Origin of the sequence: Vreelandella arcis (genome assembly GCF_900103865.1) — a bacterium.
Lineage (GTDB): Bacteria > Pseudomonadota > Gammaproteobacteria > Pseudomonadales > Halomonadaceae > Vreelandella > Vreelandella arcis.
In genome coordinates, this window is the sequence record NZ_FNII01000001.1 from 136,529 (window position 1) to 157,265 (window position 20,737).

At 57.3% G+C, this 20,737-nt stretch carries 20 protein-coding genes; 13 read left to right on the plus strand and 7 right to left on the minus strand.

Annotated elements, in window-relative coordinates:
* The first annotated feature begins 173 nt into the window (after nt 1-173).
* Nucleotides 174-1,544, plus strand: coding sequence for a 2-oxoadipate dioxygenase/decarboxylase HglS (hglS, locus tag BLR97_RS00670; RefSeq protein WP_089701462.1), 1,371 nt, complete (start codon nt 174-176; stop codon nt 1,542-1,544).
* Here the strand turns inward: hglS and BLR97_RS00675 are convergent.
* A complete protein-coding gene (locus tag BLR97_RS00675; RefSeq protein ID WP_089701464.1) occupies nt 1,518-2,312 on the minus strand; it encodes an IclR family transcriptional regulator domain-containing protein in 795 nt (264 codons plus the stop codon). The two genes, hglS and BLR97_RS00675, sit on opposite strands and share 27 nt — an antisense overlap.
* 179 nt (nt 2,313-2,491) lie before the next feature.
* Between BLR97_RS00675 and aroQ the strand changes: the two genes are divergently transcribed.
* Nucleotides 2,492-2,935, plus strand: a complete 444-nt coding sequence (gene aroQ, locus BLR97_RS00680; RefSeq protein WP_089701466.1) for a type II 3-dehydroquinate dehydratase — start codon at nt 2,492-2,494, stop codon at nt 2,933-2,935.
* An 11-nt stretch (nt 2,936-2,946) separates the two neighbouring features.
* Here aroQ and BLR97_RS00685 read toward each other — a convergent pair whose 3' ends face one another.
* From BLR97_RS00685 to BLR97_RS00710, 6 genes are all read right to left on the minus strand, one after another.
* Nucleotides 2,947-3,897, minus strand: a complete 951-nt coding sequence (locus BLR97_RS00685) for an AEC family transporter (protein WP_089701468.1) — start codon at nt 3,895-3,897, stop codon at nt 2,947-2,949.
* A gap of 75 nt (nt 3,898-3,972) precedes the next feature.
* Nucleotides 3,973-4,851, minus strand: coding sequence for a shikimate dehydrogenase family protein (locus BLR97_RS00690; RefSeq protein ID WP_089701470.1), 879 nt, complete (start codon nt 4,849-4,851; stop codon nt 3,973-3,975).
* A complete protein-coding gene (locus BLR97_RS00695) occupies nt 4,848-6,734 on the minus strand; it encodes a bifunctional sugar phosphate isomerase/epimerase/4-hydroxyphenylpyruvate dioxygenase family protein (RefSeq protein ID WP_089701472.1) in 1,887 nt (628 codons plus the stop codon). The genes BLR97_RS00690 and BLR97_RS00695 overlap by 4 nt, the downstream gene beginning before the upstream one ends.
* A 28-nt stretch (nt 6,735-6,762) precedes the next feature.
* Complete coding sequence (locus tag BLR97_RS00700) at nt 6,763-8,028, minus strand: TRAP transporter large permease (protein ID WP_170832957.1); 1,266 nt, start codon at nt 8,026-8,028, stop codon at nt 6,763-6,765.
* Nucleotides 8,025-8,522, minus strand: coding sequence for a TRAP transporter small permease (locus BLR97_RS00705; protein ID WP_089701476.1), 498 nt, complete (start codon nt 8,520-8,522; stop codon nt 8,025-8,027). Before BLR97_RS00705 ends, BLR97_RS00700 begins: the two co-directional genes overlap by 4 nt.
* 88 nt (nt 8,523-8,610) lie before the next feature.
* Nucleotides 8,611-9,651, minus strand: a complete 1,041-nt coding sequence (locus tag BLR97_RS00710; protein ID WP_089701478.1) for a DctP family TRAP transporter solute-binding subunit — start codon at nt 9,649-9,651, stop codon at nt 8,611-8,613.
* 167 nt (nt 9,652-9,818) lie between these two features.
* On the opposite strand from BLR97_RS00710, the gene BLR97_RS00715 reads away from it, so the two are divergent.
* From BLR97_RS00715 to BLR97_RS00765, 11 genes are all read left to right on the plus strand, one after another.
* Nucleotides 9,819-10,502 carry a TetR/AcrR family transcriptional regulator gene (locus tag BLR97_RS00715; protein ID WP_089701480.1) on the plus strand — a complete coding sequence of 228 codons (684 nt, stop codon included), beginning with the start codon at nt 9,819-9,821 and terminating at the stop codon, nt 10,500-10,502.
* 138 nt (nt 10,503-10,640) lie between these two features.
* Nucleotides 10,641-11,969: a class-II fumarase/aspartase family protein gene (locus BLR97_RS00720; protein WP_089701481.1), complete on the plus strand. Its 1,329-nt coding sequence runs from the start codon at nt 10,641-10,643 to the stop codon at nt 11,967-11,969.
* A gap of 188 nt (nt 11,970-12,157) precedes the next feature.
* The gene (locus tag BLR97_RS00725; protein WP_089701483.1) at nt 12,158-12,976 is read left to right on the plus strand and encodes a CoA transferase subunit A; all 819 of its coding nucleotides are present in this window, start codon (nt 12,158-12,160) and stop codon (nt 12,974-12,976) included.
* Nucleotides 12,976-13,749, plus strand: coding sequence for a CoA-transferase subunit beta (locus BLR97_RS00730; RefSeq protein ID WP_089701485.1), 774 nt, complete (start codon nt 12,976-12,978; stop codon nt 13,747-13,749). The genes BLR97_RS00725 and BLR97_RS00730 overlap by 1 nt, the downstream gene beginning before the upstream one ends.
* A 26-nt stretch (nt 13,750-13,775) precedes the next feature.
* The gene (pcaF, locus tag BLR97_RS00735) at nt 13,776-14,978 is read left to right on the plus strand and encodes a 3-oxoadipyl-CoA thiolase (RefSeq protein ID WP_089701930.1); all 1,203 of its coding nucleotides are present in this window, start codon (nt 13,776-13,778) and stop codon (nt 14,976-14,978) included.
* A gap of 11 nt (nt 14,979-14,989) precedes the next feature.
* Nucleotides 14,990-16,159: an alpha/beta fold hydrolase gene (locus tag BLR97_RS00740; protein ID WP_089701489.1), complete on the plus strand. Its 1,170-nt coding sequence runs from the start codon at nt 14,990-14,992 to the stop codon at nt 16,157-16,159.
* 33 nt (nt 16,160-16,192) lie between these two features.
* On the plus strand, nt 16,193-16,921 hold the full coding sequence (gene pcaH, locus BLR97_RS00745; protein WP_089701490.1) for a protocatechuate 3,4-dioxygenase subunit beta: 729 nt from the start codon (nt 16,193-16,195) through the stop codon (nt 16,919-16,921).
* 16 nt (nt 16,922-16,937) lie between these two features.
* Nucleotides 16,938-17,582, plus strand: coding sequence for a protocatechuate 3,4-dioxygenase subunit alpha (gene pcaG, locus BLR97_RS00750; protein WP_211605014.1), 645 nt, complete (start codon nt 16,938-16,940; stop codon nt 17,580-17,582).
* A 307-nt stretch (nt 17,583-17,889) separates the two neighbouring features.
* The gene (locus BLR97_RS00755) at nt 17,890-18,918 is read left to right on the plus strand and encodes a TRAP transporter substrate-binding protein (protein ID WP_089701492.1); all 1,029 of its coding nucleotides are present in this window, start codon (nt 17,890-17,892) and stop codon (nt 18,916-18,918) included.
* A gap of 6 nt (nt 18,919-18,924) precedes the next feature.
* Nucleotides 18,925-19,452: a TRAP transporter small permease gene (locus BLR97_RS00760; RefSeq protein ID WP_089701494.1), complete on the plus strand. Its 528-nt coding sequence runs from the start codon at nt 18,925-18,927 to the stop codon at nt 19,450-19,452.
* Nucleotides 19,442-20,731 (plus strand): TRAP transporter large permease, encoded by a 1,290-nt coding sequence (locus BLR97_RS00765; RefSeq protein WP_089701496.1) that lies wholly within the window; start codon nt 19,442-19,444, stop codon nt 20,729-20,731. Before BLR97_RS00760 ends, BLR97_RS00765 begins: the two co-directional genes overlap by 11 nt.
* The last annotated feature ends 6 nt before the right edge of the window (nt 20,732-20,737 follow it).

A 20,737-nucleotide genomic window follows, 5' to 3' on the forward strand; every position in this document is an offset into this window, starting at 1 on the left:
AACGAGGCTGCTAATGTAACAGTCGTGTGGCGAACGTCGCCAACGACTTATCAGGGTGTTTGCTGTCTACCCAATGGCATTTTGATGAAGCTATGGGCGGAAAATATGCAATTGTCGGTTTAACAGTCGCGCTACTATCTTACCAAGTTCTTATTCTTCCCAAGGAGCGCATGATGAGTGCAGTGCACGTCAGCAGCGACGACATTCGCGATCAGTTTTCCAACGCCATGTCGGCCATGTACCAGCAGGAAGTGCCCCAATACAGCGCCCTACTGTCGTTGGTTGCGTCGGTGAATACGGATGTGCTGGCGGCAGATCCGACGCTGCGTGGCAGCCTCGCGGCGAATAACGAGTTAGCCCGCCTCGATGTGGAGCGTCACGGTGCGATTCGCGTCGGCACGGCTGATGAGCTTGCCATGCTGCGGCGTATGTTTGCGGTCATGGGCATGCAGCCCGTGGGTTACTACGATTTAGCCGCGGCGGGGGTGCCGGTTCATTCCACGGCGTTTCGCCCGGTCGACGACGCGGCGCTTTCGCGCAATCCCTTTCGAGTCTTCACCTCCTTGCTGCGCCTGGAGCTGATTGACAATCCTGAACTGCGTCAGCAGGCCAGCGAAATTCTTGATGCGCGCCGTATTGTCACCCCGCAGGCCGTTGCGCTGATTGAATGCTTTGAGCGCCAAGGCGGGCTGAACGCTGAACAGGCAGAGCAGTTTGTCGATCAAGCGCTGGAAACCTTCCGTTGGCATGAACAAGCCACCGTGGATCTAGCCACCTACGAGCGCTTGCAGCAAGAACATCGCTTAATTGCCGATGTAGTGTGCTTCAAGGGGCCACATATCAACCATCTGACGCCGCGCACCCTGGATATCGACGAGGTGCAACGGCGCATGCCGCAAGTGGGCATTGACCCGAAAGCTATCATTGAAGGGCCGCCCCGGCGGCGCTGCCCACTCCTGCTGCGTCAAACCAGTTTCAAGGCACTGGAAGAGCCCATTTCGTTTGCTGACGCGGCCCAGGGATATCACACCGCACGTTTTGGTGAAATAGAGCAGCGTGGCATTGCCCTGACCCACGCCGGGCGGACGCTGTATGATCGTTTGCTAGGCGAGGCAAAAAATGCAGCGGTGGCGGAAAACGATGCCCATCAGGCCCACTTGTCGGCGGTGTTTGAGGATTTTCCGGATGACGAAGCCACCCTGCGGCGTGAGGGGTTGGCGTTTTTCCACTACCACGCGGTACCAGGCGCCCATGTAGCCGGGCCCGTCGATGCAGATGACGTGGAACGCTTATTTGAGCAGGGCATGCTGACGGTCACGCCGATGATTTACGAAGACTTTTTACCGGTTAGTGCAGCGGGCATTTTCCAGTCAAACCTGGGCGACAAAGGTCATAATGGCTACGCTCGAGATGCCAATCAGCAGCAGTTCGAACAGGCGCTTGGCGTGCCGGTGATTGACGAAATTGCGCTTTACGCCAAGCGCCAGCAGGCATCACTTCAGCGGGCGCTGGCGCAGTTAACTGGTAATGGTGGTGCGAATTAGCCGGGCTTTTTCCAACAGCAGCGGCAAGTGTCGTTCCATCAGGGCCTCAAGGTCGACCCGGGCGGCATTGGTACTGATGTTGATGGCGCCTAATAGCTTGTCGTTAGCATCAAACGCCGGTACCGCCAATGAACGCAGACCCGGATCAAGTTCCTGGTCGGCAATTGCGTAGCCTTGCTGACGAACCTTGCCAATGCACTTCTTAAGGTCGTCTTTGTGGGTAATGGTTTTGTCGGTGTAGCGAGTCAGCGTAATCCGTTCCAGATAGGCGTCGAGCTTGGCCTCGGGAAGCTGAGCGAGCAGCACACGCCCCATGGAGGTGTGCGCGGCGGGCAGCCGTGTGCCCACTGATAGGGTAATGCCCATCAGCCGGTGGGGGGCGGCAGAGCGGGCCACGTAGGTGATGTCATCGCCATCCAGTACGGCAAGTGAAGAGGACTCACCGCTCTCCTGGGTAATATCTTCCAAGTATTGTTGAATGACGCTGCGGTAGTTGTTGGCCGACAAAAAGGCATAGCCAAGTTGCAGCACGCGGGGCGCGAGCTCAAAGTAGCGCTGCTGTTTGCGTACGTAGCCCAATGAGTGCAGCGTCAGCAAAAAACGTCGCGCTTTGGCGCGATTCATGCCGGTTCGCGAGGCCACTTCGCTTAATGTCATTCGCGGGTGCGCATCATCAAACGCCAGAATGACGTCCAAGCCGCTGGCAAGCGCGGTGACAAAATCGCGGTCATCGGGATCAAGTTTGTCTTCCTGAACCATTGCGTCCATGGGGTCGATAGGCCATTTTGAGGGTGATTAAAAAACGCAATATAACACGTTGTTCGAATAACGAACAAATGAGCGTTTTTGGAAGTCACCCGCTGATAACGTAGTATTAATAACAAGTTATAATGATTGTATGAGCTTATCTACGATGATGGCCTAGCGCTAAGAAAGGATATTAATCAATGAGTCAGCCAAAAGTAACGGTACTCCATGGTCCCAACCTAAACCTTTTAGGGGTACGCCAGCCCGATGTGTACGGGTATGAGACGCTTGACGATATTAACAACGCTTTGCGCGAGACAGCGGTAATGGCGGGCTGGGATATAAGCTGTTTTCAGAGTAATCACGAGGGCGAACTGATTGACGCGATTCATGCGGCGCGTCTCGATGGAACGCTGGCCATCATTATGAACCCCGCTGCCTATACCCACACGTCTATCGCTATCCTGGATGCGCTCAATGCCTTTGAAGGTAAGGTTATTGAGGTGCACATTTCAAATGTCCATAAGCGTGAAAGCTTTCGGCATCACTCCTATGTCTCGCTGCGTGCCGATGGGGTCATTGCAGGTCTTGGCACGCAGGGCTATCAAGCGGCGCTAGATTCTATTCTAAAATCCGCCGACTAAGCATTGACGCGCTACATGGTTAGCAAGCCTGCTAGCGTCATCCACCAGATAATCAGGCTGAGCGTAAAGAAGGACGCCACTGTCGCCACCAGCATGGCGGTGGCGCTGACACCGCCTAAGCCATAGCGCTGGCCGAACAGTGGGTAAATGCTGATCATCGGCGCGGCAGCGAACAGCAGCGCGCCGGCAAAGTAAACTGGGTCGATATTGGGGATCAGCAGAAACGCCACCAAGATCGCCAGAGGATGAAGGATAAGCTTGCCGACCACAATTTGGCCCACATCGCGCACCATCCCCTTAACGTGCAGGCCAAAGAGCGACCCGCCAATCACAAACAGCGCCGCAGGCCCCGCTGCTTCGGCGAGCATATTGATGACTTGATCGATAGGGCCGGGAACGGTGAGCCCTGTTAATGCGATCAATATCCCCACCGATAGCCCAATTAATACCGGATTTTTGGCCAGGCTAAGCACTGTTTGGCGAACGGTTTGCCATAGGCTGGAACCATGTTGGTTGCCCATTTCAGCAAGAATCAGCGTCGCCGGAATAATAAGAAGATTTTCAATCAGCATATTGAGAGCCAAAAGCACCGCGGCGGGAGAGCCGATGACCATGGCCGCAACAGGGTAGCCAACGAAACCGCTATTGGCCGCGGCCATGCCCAGCGCGTGCATGGCACTGGCGTTAAGCGGCTGGCGCTGTAGCCGCAAACAAAGAAACAAACCTGCGCTGAAAACGACGATGGAGCCCAAGCCGTAAGCGATCAGGTAGTTGAGTCTAAAAATCTCTTCCAGAGGCTGCTGGGTTAACGCGCGGATCACCAAGGCCGGCAGCGCGCAGTACAATACAAATACGCCGACACCCTGCAGTTGCTCGCGTGAGATTATGCCGCTCCACCGCGCCCCATAGCCAATGCCGATCAGCAGAAAGATGGGCGCGGTAATCGCCAGAATCGCGAGCATGTCAGCCTCTTTAGCGCATAATGGTAAACGGTGATATTCGAATAGCGAATAATTGTACGCTATTTTGCAGAGACGTCATGACACGCTGGGCGCCCGTGGCGAGACAAGCTGTTCGACATAGTGAGTACGCAGCGGTATCACATGCGGATCAATCTGTTCAGAAGCGATGTGACCAGCGGTGAAAAAGCGAAATGCATCCACGCCCTGGAACACGAAGAGATCAACGCCGGAGAGCGTTTTGGCACCGGCCTGATAAGCGGCATTTAAAAGTTCGGTATGGGCGGGGATGTACACTGCGTCAAACACCCAATGTTGGGCGCCCAGCCCGGCGGTATCGATGGGGCAGCCGGGGTGGTTGATATGACCAATGGGCGAGCAGTTGACCACGCCTTGCCAATTAGGCAGTTCTTGTTGCGCCTGCTCCGCTGTGATGGATTGTGCGGTAATACCCATGGCGTTGAGGTCGCGGCTGAGGTTTTTTGCCCGCGTGATATCGTGTTCGAGAATGTGGACGCAACTGACTGCGAGCTCACCCAAAGCACACGCCACCGCGCGACCCACGCCCCCGGCGCCAATCAGTAACACATCACCCGCGGGCTGGCTGCCGAAAGAGTGGCGATAGGCGCTGATAAAACCGGTGTAATCGGTGTTTTCAGCGCGCAGACCGTCAGCGTCAAACAGCAGCGTGTTGGCGGTGCCCACCCGGCGAACGCCTTCGCCGCGGATATCGGCCAGCTTCGCGGCTTTTTCCTTAAAGGGGAACGTAACGTTGGTGCCCCGGTAGCCTTCGGCACGTAGCCTTTGTATGGCGCTGGGAAAGTCAAAATCCGCCACGCCCCGGCTATCGACTAAATCGTAGCGTACCGGCTCGCCCAACGAGGCACCCAGGCGTTCGTGCAAATCCGGAGATTGCGATTTGGCAATGCCTTCCCCTACCAGTCCGAGTTTGATCATGCTTGGCTCCCTCCCGAGTCGTGGTTTGGTGTTTCTTGAGCAATACCATCAATTTCCGCTTCGAGGCGCTGCTGCGCGGTCACGCGCACAAAGGCATTCGGTGCGCCCAGCCCTTGGTAACCCTCACGCTGTACCAGCTCAAAGAAAAACGCCTGGCGCCCGGGTTGGGTATACAGCTGATGGAAGTCGCCGTCGCTGTCCTGGTCAAAGAGGATGTGGTGCTCTTGCATCCATTGCAGAGTTTGTGCCGGCAGGTCAAAGCGCGCGGCCAGGTCGCGGTAGTAGTTGCCGGGAATTGGCAGTACCGGTGTGCCTGCTTGCTGCAGTGCTGCACTGGTGTCGCGCATGGAGTTTGTGCGCAGGGCAACATGGTGGATTCCTGAGCCGCCGTACTGGCGCACAAAACGATTGCTGGCGGTATCCGGCGAGGCGCTGGCGTTAAGCGCCAGGCGGAAGCGACCGTTGTAGTTCTGCAGCACTTGGCTTTGGATCAGCCCGCGGGGATCGGTGACATCGAAGGAGGGCGTTGGCTCCAACTGGAAAATAGCGCGGTACTGCAGCATCAGCGAGAGGTAGTCGTGGTAGGAGAGCGCCACGCTGATATGGTCGATATCCACCAGCGACCCCTGGGGAATGGGCTGTACATCGACAGTGAACTCGCGATCCCAGGTGCGGCTTAGCTGTGAGTCATCAATAATGTAGGAGAGGCTGCCATCCACGTTGCGCAGTGCACTCATGCGGTGGCTGGCGTCGACCTCTTCGGGCTCGACGATATCGTAGCCAAGCTTGTCCGCCCGCTTGAACGCTTCATAGGCGTTGCCTACGCGCAGGCCAATGGCAGTGATAGCAGTGGCGTCGCGCCCCGGTACACGGCCGGTGAAACTCGCCTCGGTATTGAGCACCAGATTAACGTCACCCGCGGCCCAGCGTTCGGCGTTTAGCGTGTGGTGGCGCCCCACACAGGCCATACCCAGCGCGCTGAGCAACTCGCGTAGTGACGCTAAATCGTCAGGCTCAACGGCGATTTCCAGAAAGGCGACCGACTCAATCGGCTGCGGCGCGGGAATACCGCTGTCGCCCTGCATGCTGCGCAGCAAATTATACGAGCGCAGACCGTCGCGGGCGGTCTGGTCGCTATGGCCCATACGGAAAACATCGTTAAAGATCTCGTGGGAGAGCGGGCCGTCGTAACGGGTCTCCTGCAGCATGGCCATGAAGCTATCCATCTGCAGCTCGCCCTGGCCGGGGAAGCAGCGGTAGTGGCGGCTCCACGATAGGTGATCCATGGATAGACGCGGTGCATCGGCGGTCTGTACCAGGAAGATCCGATCCCCCGGAATGCGGCCGATGGTGCCCAACTCCGTCTGGCGCGAGAAGATATGGAAGGTATCCAACACCAGGCCAACATTGGGATGCGCGGCGCGGCGCACCACTTCCCAGCTGTCGCGGTAGTCGTGAATATGGCGGCCCCAGGCCAGCGCCTCATAGGCCACGCGCAGATTACGCCGCGCGGCACGCTCGCCGAGCTCATAATAGTCATCGGCGGCGCGGCTTAATCCCGGTAGTGAATCGGGATGAACGGTACTGCATGCCATAAGGAGATCGGTGCCGAGCTCCTCCATCAGGTCAAACTTGTGCTCGGCGCGGTCGAACGCCCGCTCCCGCGCGCGCCCCTGCAGGCCTTCAAAATCGCGAAATGGCTGAAGCGTGACCAGTTTGAGCCCGCGGGAGCGGATCAGCTCACCGGCCTCGCGTGGCGTGCCGGTGAACGCTGTTAGGTCGTTTTCAAACAGCTCAAGCCCCTCGAAGCCGGCCTGGGCAATGGCGTCTACCTTCTCTTCCAGCGAGCCGCTTAGGCAAACCGTGGCGATGGATGAGTACATGGCATTACGCTCCTTTTATTGATTAACATCAGTAACCCGCCAGGCGCGGCAGGAAGGTGACCAGCTCAGGCACGAAGGTAATCAGCAGCAGGATCAAAAACTGCACGGCGAGCATCGGTAGAATTCGGCGGATAATGGGGCCCATCCCCACGCCAGAGACGGAGTCGGCAACAAACAAGCAGAGCCCCATGGGCGGTGTGATCAGCCCCATCATCAGGTTGAAGATCACCACGATGCCGAAGTGCAGTGGGTCGATACCCAGCGCCATGGCGATGGGGTGAAGGATGGGTACCAGTACCAAAATGGCCGCGATGCCCTCCAAAAACAGCCCCACCACCAGTAGCAGGAGAATGACGGCAATCAGGAAAGTCCACTGGGTGTCGATGCTCATCAGCGCCCACTCGGTGAGCATGTTGGGCACGCGCTCGAACGTTAGTACCCAGTTGGCTGCGGCAACAGCGCCCATGATGACCATGATCACCGCACTATCGCGCATGGCCCGGGCGAAGATGCCGGGCAGATTCACCAGTTTGATATTACGGTAGAGCACCACGCCCAGAATCAACGCGTACACCACGGCAAAGGCCGCCGCCTCGGTGGGCGTGACGATACCGGCGAGAATGGCACCGACCACAAACACCGGCATGAGCGCGGGTAGCAGGCCGTGAAGGAGGGCGTGGCGGCGCGACTGCTGTTTTGACTGCGTGGCACCCAGGTCACCGGCAAAAAAATAGACGTAAATGGATAGCCCTAACGCCAGCAATAGCCCGGGCACGATACCGGCCAAAAAGAGCCCCGGCACTGACACCCCAGAAACCGTGAGTGCGTAGATAATCACCGGGATACTTGGCGGAATAATTGGGCCAATCACCGACGAGGCAGCGGTAAGCGCGGCCGAAAAATCACGCGGGTAGCCTTCTTTCTCCATCGCTGGAACGAACACCCGCCCCAGCGCCGAAGTATCGGCAATCGCCGAGCCAGAAAGGCCGGCAAAAATCACTGATGCCCAGATGTTGACGTGGGCTAACCCCGCCTTAAGGCGGCCCACAATGGCGGTAGCCAGGTTAATAATCCGGTGGGTGATACCCGCTTCGTTCATCAGCTCGCCGGCCAGAATGAACAGCGGTATCGCCAGCAGCGGAAAGGACTCCATGCCGCCGAAAAATTGCTGCGAAACAATACGGATGTGGTAGGGCAAGTCGCCGGTACTCATCAGCACCGTGAGCGTGCCGAGTATGGCAAAGGCAAACGGTACGCCAAGCAGGATGAGGGCTAAGAGCAATATAAAAATCAAGATGTTGCCTCCTCATCGGCATGCTTGGTCAAACGACGTGCGCCCATCACCATGGCAGAGAAGCTCAGCAGCCCACCGCCAATCAGCATGGAGGCTTGAAAAAGCCACATCGGCATACCCGTGCTTGATGAGGTGCGCCCACCACGCGCGGCGATAAATTCAACCGCCGACACCATTAAGCCGATGCCAATCACCAGTACCATTAAGTCGACAGCAACGGCCTGCCAGCGCACCCAGCGTGGCGGTAGCAGGCGTCGAATCAGGTCAAAGTCGATGTGTCTGTCCTGTAGGTACGCCCAGGACATGCCAAACATCAGGCCGTAAATCATTAGATAAATGGCGGTATCTTCTCCCCAGGTTATGGAGCCGCCAAAGGTGTAGCGCGCAAAGGCGTTGCCTGCGACCAGCAGAAAAATCAGCACCATGGCAAGCCCTGCCAAGCTGCCATTGAACAGGATCAGGCCGCGGTGTATCCGGGCGAGAAGAGGAGACATAAGAGCACCTTCAATCGATAGTCAGGCACGCAGGGTCGCGAGTGGGCCTTAGGTGGCCCACTCGCAAAGCGCTTTGATCAGGCGGGAGTTAGAAGCGCGCGGAAGCCTCTTCAACAGCGGAAGAGAGACGCTCAATCCACTCCGCGTCATCGCCAAGCTCTTCGGTCAGGTACGCCTGAACCGGCGGTTGGGCGGCTTCGCGGAAAGCTTCCATTTGCTCAGCGGTTGGCTGGGTGATTTCCATGCCCTCTGCCGCCAGTTTGGAGATGCCCTCCGCCGAGTTGAATTGCTGAACGGCACGACCGGTGGTGCCAGCGACCACAGCGGCGCGTTTAACCGCGGCTTGTTGTTCCTCGCTAAGCGACTGGAATATCTCATCGTTGATGAGGATATGATCCACACCGTAAACGTGGCGATCTAATGTGAGGTAATCCTGAAACTCGTAGAAATTATTGCCGTAGATCACCGAGATGGGGTTCTCTTGACCATCGACCACGCCAGTCGCGAGCGCCGTTGGCACCTCGCCCCAGGCGATACCCTGTGGTTCAGCGCCAAGTCCTTCTACCATTTCCAAATAAAGCGGAATGGTTTGCACGCGGAACTTCAGGCCTTCCATATCCTCCGGGGAGTGGATCGGGCGCACGGAGTTAGTGAAGTGGCGAAAGCCCGTTTCACCGTATGCCAACGTGCGCAGGCCCGTCTCTTGTAAGCAGTGCTCGGCCAGCGCGGTGCCAAACTCACCATCCATGACTTCCCAGGCCACCGGCGCTGAAGGGAAGGTGTAAGGGATATCGGTGACGGCAACCGCTTCGCAGAAGTTAGCGTAGGCACCGGAGACCATGGCGATGCTGATGGTGCCATCTTGGGCGCCTTCAATTAGCTCTGTTTCACCGCCCAGTGAGCCAGCGGGGTAAAGCTCCACGGTGAGATCGGTTTCAGCTTCTACCAGATTCTTGAACACCTGACCGGCCGCGCCTTTTTTAGAGGTGGTCCAGTCATCCGGGTCAACGTGGGCAAAGCGTAACGTTTGAGCAGAGGCACTGGCCGCGGTAGCGAGAGTGGCGGCGGCGACGGCAGCGGTTAGCGTGCGCTTAATGGATACTTTTTTTGTAAATGGGGTTAAAGGCATTGTTGTTGTCCTCTTATCGGGGTGTTGTCATGGGTTTGAAAAAGCCATAAGTAAAGGCGTGCTTGGCCGTTTCATCCTGTCCCAATGAACAATGTACGAAATGGTACGTTCAGTCAAGCTGTGGCATACTAGACAAAAGACGACCATGACAATAAAAGGCACGCTTTATGACAGTCCCTTCGACCAAGGCCAGCCCTCCTGCCGCGCGGCGTCGGCGTAAAAATGACCCCGAATCTGTGCGCGCCGATATTCTTGCGGTGGCTACCCGCGAATTCTCGGAAAAAGGCCTCTCTGGGGCTCGGATCGATGAGATCGCAGAGAAAACCCGCGCCTCTAAGCGCATGATTTACTACTACTTTAATGATAAAGAGACGCTCTACCTGCACACCCTGGAAGCTGCCTACCAGAAAGTGCGCCTGCAAGAGGCCGAGCTAGATCTTGACCACCTAACCCCGCTTGAGGCGCTTAGCCGACTAGTGCGGTTTACTTTCTGCCATCACGCCACAAACCCTGACTTTATTCGCCTGGTAATGATCGAAAATATTCATCATGGCCGCTTTTTGGCGCAGTCAGAGTTGATTCAATCGCTCAATGCCGGGGTAATTGATGTACTCACCAACGTCTATATCCGTGGTGTAGAGGAGGGTTGTTTTCGCGAAGGCTTGGATCCTCGGGAACTGCACTGGCTGATTAGCGCGTTGTCATTTTTCAATGTCTCAAACCAGCACACCTTTTCGCTGATTTTTGATTGGCACCAAGCCGCGCCGGAGAATCAGCAAAAATTAGAAGATCATGTTACCGACATGGTGCTGCGTTACGTACGTGTCGACGAGGAACCTTCTAAATCTTGAGTAAAAGCCACTTCACGTTGACGTTTGTTGGTCAGGTGGTGTTTGAAAGATGGTGCCTGCCTATTTAGCGTGTAGTTCGAATGACGAACATATGTGCAATTTTATCCTGAGCAACGTTATAAAGGAGGCCCGCTGCCCATGCCCCCCGTGTTTTTAAAGCATCCGTTCATGAGCCAGCATGCTATAGACGCGTGCGACGATAATGCCATGGTGCGCGCCATGCTGGCCTTCGAGTTGGCTCTGGCAGAGGTACAGGAAGCTAGCGGCGCCGTGCCAAATGGCGTTAGCCAGAAAATACGCAGCCAGCTGGAAAGCGCTACCTTTAATGTCGCCGACATTGCCGAGGGCATCTCAAGCGGTGGCAATGTGGCGATTCCTTTCGTCAAGCAGAGCCGTGCGTTGCTCGCCGATGACATCAAGCGTTACTGGCACCAGGGGGCAACGAGCCAGGACGTCATCGACTCCGCGCTGATGCTGTTACTTAAACCACGTTTAGCGGCGCTGGATAAGCTGCTGTTGCGCTGCCGCTCGGCTGCGACGGCGCTGATGGATGCGCATATCGACACGCCCATGGTGGGGCGCACCTTAATGCAGCAGGCGCTGCCAATTACCTTTGGGGTGAAAGTGGCTCACTGGGCAGTCGGCCTGGAGCAAGCGCGCCGCCGCTTGAGCAGCGTTGAGCTACCCGTGCAGTTTGGTGGTGCGGTAGGTGTGCACTCGGGTTGGGATACCCTCGGGCTTGAGTGGATGGATGCCTTGGCCGAGCGGCTAGGTCTGGCCGCGCCGGTGCTCCCCTGGCATACCGACCGTTACCCTATTCATACACTCGGCACGGCGTTAGATGCCGTGGCGGGGGCAGCCGATAAAATTGCCCTGGATGTGTCTCTGCTCACCCAGACCGAAGTCGGCGAAGTGGCGGAGCCTTCCGCTCCGGGGATGGGAGAATCCTCGTCGATGCCTCACAAGCGCAACCCGGTTCGCAGCGCCCTGATCCGCAGCGCGGCGCGGCAAGTGCATGGCCATACCAGCGTGCTGCTAAACGCCACCGCCCAACCCCATGAGCGCGGGTTAGGCGAATGGCATGCAGAGTGGGCGCCGCTTACGGAGAGTGTTCTGCTGGTAGAAGGTGCATTGGAGCAAGTGGCGGTGCTGCTTGAAGGTTTAGAGGTGAACCACGCGAACATGCAACACAACCTGGCGGCCACGGGCGGCGGCATTATGGCCGAGCCAGTAGCGCGATTGCTTACTCCCCAATTAGGTGCGGATAAAGCGAAAGCCGTGAGCGCGGCGGCTGCGGAAACGGCTCGCCAAGAAGCACGACCCTATTCCGATGTGCTTGCCGACCACTCCGATGTAAAAGGCAGCGTTGATACCGATGCGCTGCGCAAAGCGTGCGACCCTGCATTATACCTTGGTAGTAGCGCAGCTCAGGTCATGCGCGCTAAAAAATGGCTAAAAGCGAAATAAGCGCATTGAAAAACAATACGTTAAGTTACAGATGTGAAGTATGCGGGTGGTTCGCCAGGGCGTCAGGCGAGCGCTGATAGAGTTGACCGGATTAGCGTTCGACAGTAACTTGTTCGTATAGAGAATCTATGTTCGTTTAACGAACAAATACCGATAAGTTAGTAACGTCCAGCTAAGAGGCACCCCACATGGCCGAGTTACTCAGCTTGCATGACGCGGTAGCGCGCTACGTCGAAGACGGCGCTACCGTGGCCATGGAAGGCTTTACCCACCTGATTCCGTTTGCGGCGGGTCACGAAGTGATCCGTCAGAAAAAGCGCGACCTGACGCTGATCCGCATGACCCCCGATATCATCTATGATCAACTGATTGGCGCGGGCTGCGCCCAAAAGGTGATCTTCTCCTGGGGAGGCAACCCCGGCGTGGGCTCGCTGCACCGCCTGCGCGATGCGGTAGAGAAAGGCTGGCCACATAAGGTCGAGATTCTCGAGCACAGCCACGCCGCCATGGCCTGCGCTTTTGAAGCGGGTGCCGCCGGTCTGCCGCTGGCAGTTTTTCGCGGCTACATCGGCAGCGAACTGCCCAGCGTCAACGATCAAATAAAATTCATCGAATGCCCGTTTACTGGTGAGCGCCTAGCCGCCGTGCCGTCGGTGCGCCCGGACGTCTCGATCATTCACGCCCAGCGGGCGGATCGTCAGGGCAATGTGCTGGTGGAAGGTATCGTTGGCGTGCAGAAAGAGGCGGTTCTGGCGGCCAAGCACAGCATCGTCACGGTGGAAGAGATCGTCGATGACCTGAACACGCACCCCAATGCCTGCGTGATTCCTGGTTGGGCCATCAGCGCCATTGCCGTCGCCGAGAAAGGCGCGCTGCCCTCGTACACCCACGGCTATTACGATCGAAGCAACCGTTTCTACAAAGAGTGGGATGCCATCGCCCGTGACCGCGACACCTTTACCCAGTGGCTCGATGAAAATGTGTTTAAAGCGGGAGGCCAAGCCTGATGAGTCTGGAATATAGCTCTTCTGAAATGATGTCGGTGACCGCGGCGCGGGCACTGGAAAATGGCATGACCTGCTTTGTGGGTATCGGGCTACCCTCGGAAGCCGCCAACCTGGCGCGGCTTACTCACGCGCCTGAGGTGGTGCTGATTTACGAGTCCGGCACGCTACAAACCAAGCCCGAAATTCTGCCGCTTTCCATCGGCGATGGCGAGCTGTGCGAATCAGCGCTGACCACAGTCGCGGTGCCGGAAATGTTCCGCTACTGGCTCCAGGGCGGAAAGGTAGACGTGGGCTTTCTGGGCACTGCGCAAATCGACCGCTTTGCTAACCTGAACACCACGCTAATCGGCGATTATAAGTCGCCCAAGGTTCGCCTGCCGGGCGGCGGCGGTGCGCCGGAAATTGCCACTAACGCCGGTGAAGTGTTTATCACCCTAAAACACTCCAAGCGCGCCTTTGTGAAAGATGTCGACTTTGTAACCACCCTTGGCTTTGGCCGCGACGGCAAAGGGCGGGACAACGTGCCCAATATCGGCAAAGGGCCGACCCGGGTAATCACCGACCTGTGCGTCATGAAGCCTGACCCGGACAGCAAAGAGCTGGTAGTGGTGTCACTGCACCCCGGTGTGAGTCGCGAAGACGTGATTGAGGCGACCGGCTGGGAGATTCGCTTCGCCGAACAGCTTGAGAGCACTCCAGAGCCCAGCGAAAACGAGCTGACGATTTTGCGTGAGCTTAAAGCGCGCACCGAGCGGGCTCACGCGGACGCATAAAGGATCTATTTATGAGCGATGTTGTTATGCAAGACGTCTATCTATGTCATCCCCGCCGCACCGCCGTTGGCCGCTTTGGTGGCACCCTTGCCAGCGTGCGCCCAGATGATTTCGCCGCGACGATTTTTAAAGCCGTGCTGGCGGAGGCGCCGGATCTCGACCCCGCTGCGATTGAAGAAGTCTTTATGGGCTGCGCCAACCAGGCCGGTGAAGATAACCGCAACGTGGCGCGGATGTCATCGCTGCTGGCGGGCATTCCCACCTCGGTACCCGGCACGACCATGAACCGCCTGTGCGGCTCCGGTATGGACGCAGTGGGCACGGCGTTTCGTGCCATTAAAGCAGGTGAGGTGGCGCTGGCGCTGGCAGGTGGCGTGGAGTCAATGTCCCGCGCGCCCTACGTGATGGGTAAAGCCGACAGCGCCTTCGCCCGTGGGCAAAAAATCGAAGACACCACCATCGGCTGGCGCTTTATCAACCCACTGATGAAGAAAGCCTACGGCGTGGAGTCCATGCCGGAGACGGCTGAAAACGTCGCCGAGCAGTTCAACATTTCCCGTGAAGACCAGGACGCCTTTGCCCTGCGTTCCCAGCAGAAAGCCGCCGCGGCACAAAAGGGCGGGCGTTTCGCCCAGGAAATTACCGCTATTGAGATTCCCCGCCGCAAGCAGGAACCGCTGATCTTCGATCAGGACGAGCACCTGCGGGAAACCACGCTCGAGAAACTCGCTGGCCTGCCCACGCCCTTCCGCGATGGCGGTAGTGTTACGGCAGGTAACGCCTCGGGCGTCAACGATGGCGCCGCCGCCATGCTGGTGGCAAGCGAAGCGGCGGTAAAACAGCACGGCCTTACCCCGATGGCCCAAATCATCGGCATGGCGACGGCGGGCGTCGAGCCGCGCATTATGGGTTACGGGCCCGTTCCGGCCGTCAACCGGCTGCTTGAACGCACCGGCGTAAGCCTCGATGACATCGATATTATCGAACTTAACGAAGCCTTTGCCGCCCAGGCACTGGCGTGTATGCGCGACCTGGGCCTTAAAGATGATGACCCCCGCGTCAACCCTAACGGTGGCGCGATCGCCCTGGGACATCCGCTGGGTATGTCTGGCGCCCGCCTGTTGCTCACCGCCGCCCATCAGTTGCAGGCAAGCGGCAAGCGCTACGCGCTGTGCACCATGTGCGTAGGTGTCGGCCAGGGTATCGCCACACTGATTGAACGCGTTTAACGGAGAAAGTCATGGCATTTCATACCATCAACGGTCGCAGCGTAGCCTACCGGCTGCTCGGCGCGGAAGTGAATCCACTCGTGGTACTGGCGCATCCCCTGGGCATGAGCCAGGCAGTATGGGACGACGTGATCCCCGCGCTGCTTTCACGCTATCGGGTGCTGACCTGGGATCTACCTGGCCACGGCGCCAGTCAGGCGGTAAGCGGTGAGCAGATTACCCCTGCTGATTTGGCCGAAGAGGCCTTGGCCCTGGTGAAGCTTGCGGGTGCTCAGCGCTTTCACTTCGCGGGTACCTCGATTGGTGGCGTGGTTGGCCAGCAGCTGATTGCGGAGCATGGTGATCGGCTGCTCTCCGCCACGCTGACCAACACTGGCGCAGTGATCGGTAACCCGGATCTATGGAATACCCGCGCAGGGCGTGTGCGCCAGGAAGGCCTGGCGACGATGTCCCAGGAAATCGTGCCGCGCTGGTTTGCCCCATCGGCGTTTGAGGAAAGTCCCGCGCTGAAAGCGGGCTGGTGCACTCAGATGGGCCGTGGTGACGATGAGTCCTACGCCCAGCTGTGCGAAATGCTTGGCCGAGATATCTTCACCGGTAAGCTCTCCGGCAAGCGCGTCAAAGTGCAGTTGTTCGGCGGCAGTGAGGATATGGCTACGCCGCCCGCGACGCTGGAAGCGCTGTCTACTGAACTCGATGGAGCGCCGCTTGAGATTTTTGCCGACGTGGGCCACGTGCCCCCGGTGGAAGCCCCGGCGCTATTCGCGCAAAAGCTACTCGCGGTGCTCGCCGCTGATCTAGGCGACGTGGCCAATCACGGCGTGGCCTACACCAACGGCCTGGAAACCCGCAAGCAGGTGCTGGGAGAAGAGCACGTTGAACGTTCCACTGCCAACGCCAACAGCCTGGATGCGCCCTTCCAGCAGATGATTACCCGCCTGGCCTGGGGCGAGCTGTGGAGCAACAACGACCTGACCCACCGCGAGCGCAGCATGATCACCACCGGTATTCTAGCCGCGCTCGGCCGTGAAGAGCTTGCGCTGCACTTAAAAACCGCCAAGCGTATTGGTCTGACAGAGGCCGAGTTGCGCCAGGTACTGATGCACGTGGCGATTTACGGCGGCGTACCGGCGGCCAATCACGCCTTCGCGCTAGCCAAAGAGCTTGGCTGGGGTGAGTAGGCGAGTGATGTTAACAAACGAGAGGTAAGGGTGATGACCCACGATAATAAACGCTTTGTAGCACGCGACCGGGACTGGCATCCGCCTGCCTATGCCCCAGGGTACAAAACTTCGGTGGCGCGCTCGCCGCAGCAGGCACTGGTGAGTATGCAGCAGCCGACTGTGTCGGAACTAACCGGCCCGGACTTCAGCCATCTGCGTATGGGGCCTCACGACAACGACCTGTTGCTAAACTTTCGGCAAGAGTCTAGCCAGGGGCTGCCCCAGGGCGAGCGAATTATCATGTTTGGTCGGGTAGTGGATCAGTTCGGCAAGCCCGTGCCGCACACCCTGGTGGAAATGTGGCAGGCCAATGCGGGTGGCCGTTACCGGCACAAAAATGACAAGTACTTGGCGCCTCTGGATCCGAATTTCGGCGGCGTGGGTCGCTGCTTAACTGATGAGCTGGGCGTTTATCGTTTCCGCACCATTAAGCCAGGTCCTTACCCGTGGCCGAACGATATGAACAGTTGGCGGCCTGCGCATATTCACGTATCGGTCACAGGGCCTGCGATTTCCACTCGCCTGATTACCCAGATGTATTTTGAGGGCGACCCGTTAATTCCCCTTTGCCCTATCGTGCATACGCTGAAGGATCCCGACGCCGTTGAAACCATGATTGGGCGGCTGGATATGGCCCACAGCAAGCCGATGGACTGCCTAGCCTATCGCTTTGATATTGTGGTGCGCGGCGAGCTGCAAACCTACTTCGAAAACCAGTAAGGCGAGGGGAGTCATCATGAAACAGCCTGCTATTCAGCCCAACAGCCAGCCGACCAGCGAGATGATGCTGCGCGAAACCGCTTCGCAGACCGCTGGCCCCTACGTACATATTGGTCTTGCGCTCGCCGCGGCGGGCAACCCCGTGCGCGATGAAGAGATCTGGAACGAGATGGCCAAGCCCGACGCCGAGGGTGAGCATATCGAAGTGGTGGGTACCGTAATAGATGGCAATGGCGATTTGGTACGTGATGCTTTTGTAGAGGCGTGGCAGGCCGATGCTAACGGCGAGTACCAAGCGGATTATGACCTGAGCAAGCCGTTCAATAGCTTTGGCCGCACCGCTACCACCTTTGATCATGGCAGCGAGTGGTCGCTTGCGACCATCAAGCCCGGCGCGGTCAAACACCCCAGCGGCCAAATGATGGCCCCGCATATCAATCTCACGCTGTTTGCCCGTGGAGTGAATATTCACCTGCAAACGCGGCTCTACTTCGACGATGAAGCAGACGCAAATGCCCAATGCCCGGTGCTATCGCGCATTGAATCCCCGGCACGCCGCCAAACCTTGATCGCCAAGCGCGAAGAAGTCGAGGGCAAGGTTCGCTATCGATTGGATATCCGCCTGCAAGGTGAAGGCGAAACGGTGTTTTTTGATTTTTAGCCACAGACGTTAGTTATAAAAGCGTTGTTCTGGACTGAGCAGCGCTTTTTTTATGCTTAGACCATCGTCGTGGTTCCATACGGGAAAAGTCCAACTTTCCCTTGGCATTGTGACTTATTCAGACGCCTTGCCTAGCTAACACTGGGCGTGTTGCTGAAAAAGGCTGTGAGTAGCATAGGCATGGTCGTGATTATAGACCAATGTCGATTAGCCCTGCTGCCTGTAGTGAACTAACGTAGTGGTTAGAAACGAACTAATATTCGTAATGCGAACATATAAAAATCTAATAAAAGTCCAGGAGCTTCCGATGAAAACAATGCTTTCCCGCTGTGCGCTTGCTGTTTCGATGGCTGGTTTCACCATCGCCTCGGCGCAAGCAGAAACGACCCTGCGTATGGCGCATTTCTGGCCAGGCGCCTCAGGTATCAACGAGGATATTTTTGAAGTGTGGGCAGAGACCATCGAAGAGGAGTCCGGCGGCGATTTAACCGTTGAAATGTTCCCTTCCGGCACCCTCGCCAAGCCCGACTCCATCTACGAAGCAGTGGCAAATGGCATTACGGACATTGGTGCAACGGCGCAGGGCTATACCGCTGGTCGCTTCCCGCTGTCACAAATTGTCGAGCTGCCTGGCGTTGCCACGACCGCGACGCAGGGAGCCTGCGTGCTGCAGACGCTATACGACGACGGTCATTTGGATAGCGAGTACGAAGATACCCGCCCGCTGTTTATGTTTACCACCGGGCCGGGCGGTATCCATACCATCGATACTGATGTGCAATCGCCCTCGGATTTAGAGGGGTTGCGTATTCGTCGTCCGACTGCCGTTGCCGGTCAGATGTTGGAAAACATGGGGGCTAACCCGGTCGGTATGCCAGCGCCGGATATCTATACCTCCATGCAGCGTGGCGTTATCGACGGCCTAAGCTTCCCTTGGGAAGGCCTGAAAGGTTTCCGGATCAACGAACTGGTCAGCTATCACACCGAAGTACCCTTCTACACGCTGATTTTCGTGGCCACCATGAATCAGCGTGCTTATGACAGCCTGACACCCGAGCAGCAGGCGGTGATTGATGATAATTCGGGAATGAAATGGGCAGAAAATGCCGGTGAGGTGTTTGACCGCTTGGATGTGGAAGGCAAACAAGAAGCCGCCGATGCGGGCCATACCATTCGTGAAATTGAAAACCCGCTGGATCATCCTGACTGGCAAAAACCTCTTCAGGACGGCATTGAGAGCTACCTCACCGAGCTCAAAGAGCGTGGTTTACCCGGTCGCGAGGTTTATGACGCAGCGCTCGAGGCAAGCGAATCCTGTGCTACCCAACAGGGGTAATCGGTAATGCAGTTAATTCTGTTAAGGGCCAGCCACTGGCTGGCCCTGTTTTGTCGTCTGGTCGCGGGTGTAGCGCTTGTTGGCCTATTGGCTGTCACTATTGCAGATGTCTCTACGCGCTATTTATCCCGGCTAACCGAAGGGGTGATTGCGTTTCGCGTGAGCGGCAGCGTCGAACTGGTCAGCTACTTAATGCTTTTCTCATTGTTGGCAGCGATGGCGGCGAACGTCGAGAAAAGCCAAGTGGTGGTGGAGGCTTTCTCCCATGGTCTTCCGACGAAGCTAAAAACACGGCTGCAGGGCGTCTATCTACTGGGTTTTGCAGCACTTGGCTTAGTGCTCTTTGTGGGCTTGCTGGATTCCGCCTCCGCGGCGGCTCGCCATGGCGAGATAACACAAGATCTGCGCATTCCGATGGGGCCGATTTACTATCTGGCGGCCTTTTTAAGCCTGCTGTTGGGTGTGCGCAGTGCGCTACATGCGCTGCTAGGCGCGCTGTTTGGTGTGGATCAGGAGGTAGCCCATGGGGAGTGAAGCTATCGGGGCCATGGGGCTAGGGCTTTTATTGGTACTGATGATTCTGCGCGTACCGGTCGCTCTAACGATGCTTATTGTCGGCGTGGTGGGATTTGCTCAGATCATCAGTTGGGATGCAGCCGTTGCGCAATTGAAAACGGTGCCAGTCGAGGTGCTCTCCAATTACAGCTTTAGCGCTGTCCCCATGTTTATTTTAATGGGTGTGCTGGCGGCCCACTCGGGAATGGCCGGTAAACTATTTGATTCGACACGGACAATTTGTGGCGGCTGGAAGGGCGGCCTGGCCATTGCGGCGGTGGGCTCCTGCGGTATCTTCTCTGCCATTTCCGGTTCTTCGCTGGCGACGGCGAGCACCATGACAAGAGTGGCGTTACCGGAAATGGAGCGCTACGGCTATAACCGGGGCTTAGCCACCGGGGCGCTGGCGGCAGGCGGTACGCTGGGCATCATGATTCCGCCGAGTATTGCGCTGCTGATTTACGCCATACTGACCGAGCAGTCGGTGGGTGACATGTTTATGGCGGGGCTAATTCCCGGCCTGCTGGGGCTGGTGATGTACTCGCTGACGATTACCGTGATAATGCGTTTACGTCCATCGCTCGCAGTGGCCGGGGAGCCGACTTCGTGGAAAGCCAAGCTGGCGTCGATGACAGGATTGTTGCCGTTTTTTGGCGTCTTCCTGATCATGATACTGGGGATCTATTTTGGCGTCTTTACCCCAACCGAAGGGGCTAGCGTAGGGGCATTTGCCACGCTGATTTACGCATTGGTTAAAGGTATGCGGCTTGCTGGTTTGTGGCACAGCGTACAAGAGACGCTGGCGCTTTCCGCCGTGGTATTTTTTATGCTGGTGGGGGCCGAAACTCTCGGCTATTTCATATCGGTATCGCGCATATCGTTTTCGATTACCGATCTTCTCTTCAGTATGGATTTAACGCCGATCGTGGTCGTGCTGTGCATCCTCGCGCTCTACTTTGTGCTGGGCATGTTCATGGACTCTATCGCCATGTTGGTGATCACCGTGCCGGTGGTGTATCCCATCATCCAAGCCATGGGCATTGACCCGGTGTGGTTCGGTATCATTACCGTTTTGACGGTGGAACTGGGGCTAATGACGCCGCCGGTGGGTATGAACGTCTTCGTGATCAAAGCGATGGCGCCCCACGTTGGGCTAGGCGAGATTTTTAAAGGGGTTGCGCCTTTTGTCGTGTCTGACTTGCTCCGCTTGGCGCTTTTAATCCTCTTTCCGGTGCTCTCGACCTTCTTTCTGCTCTAAACAGTA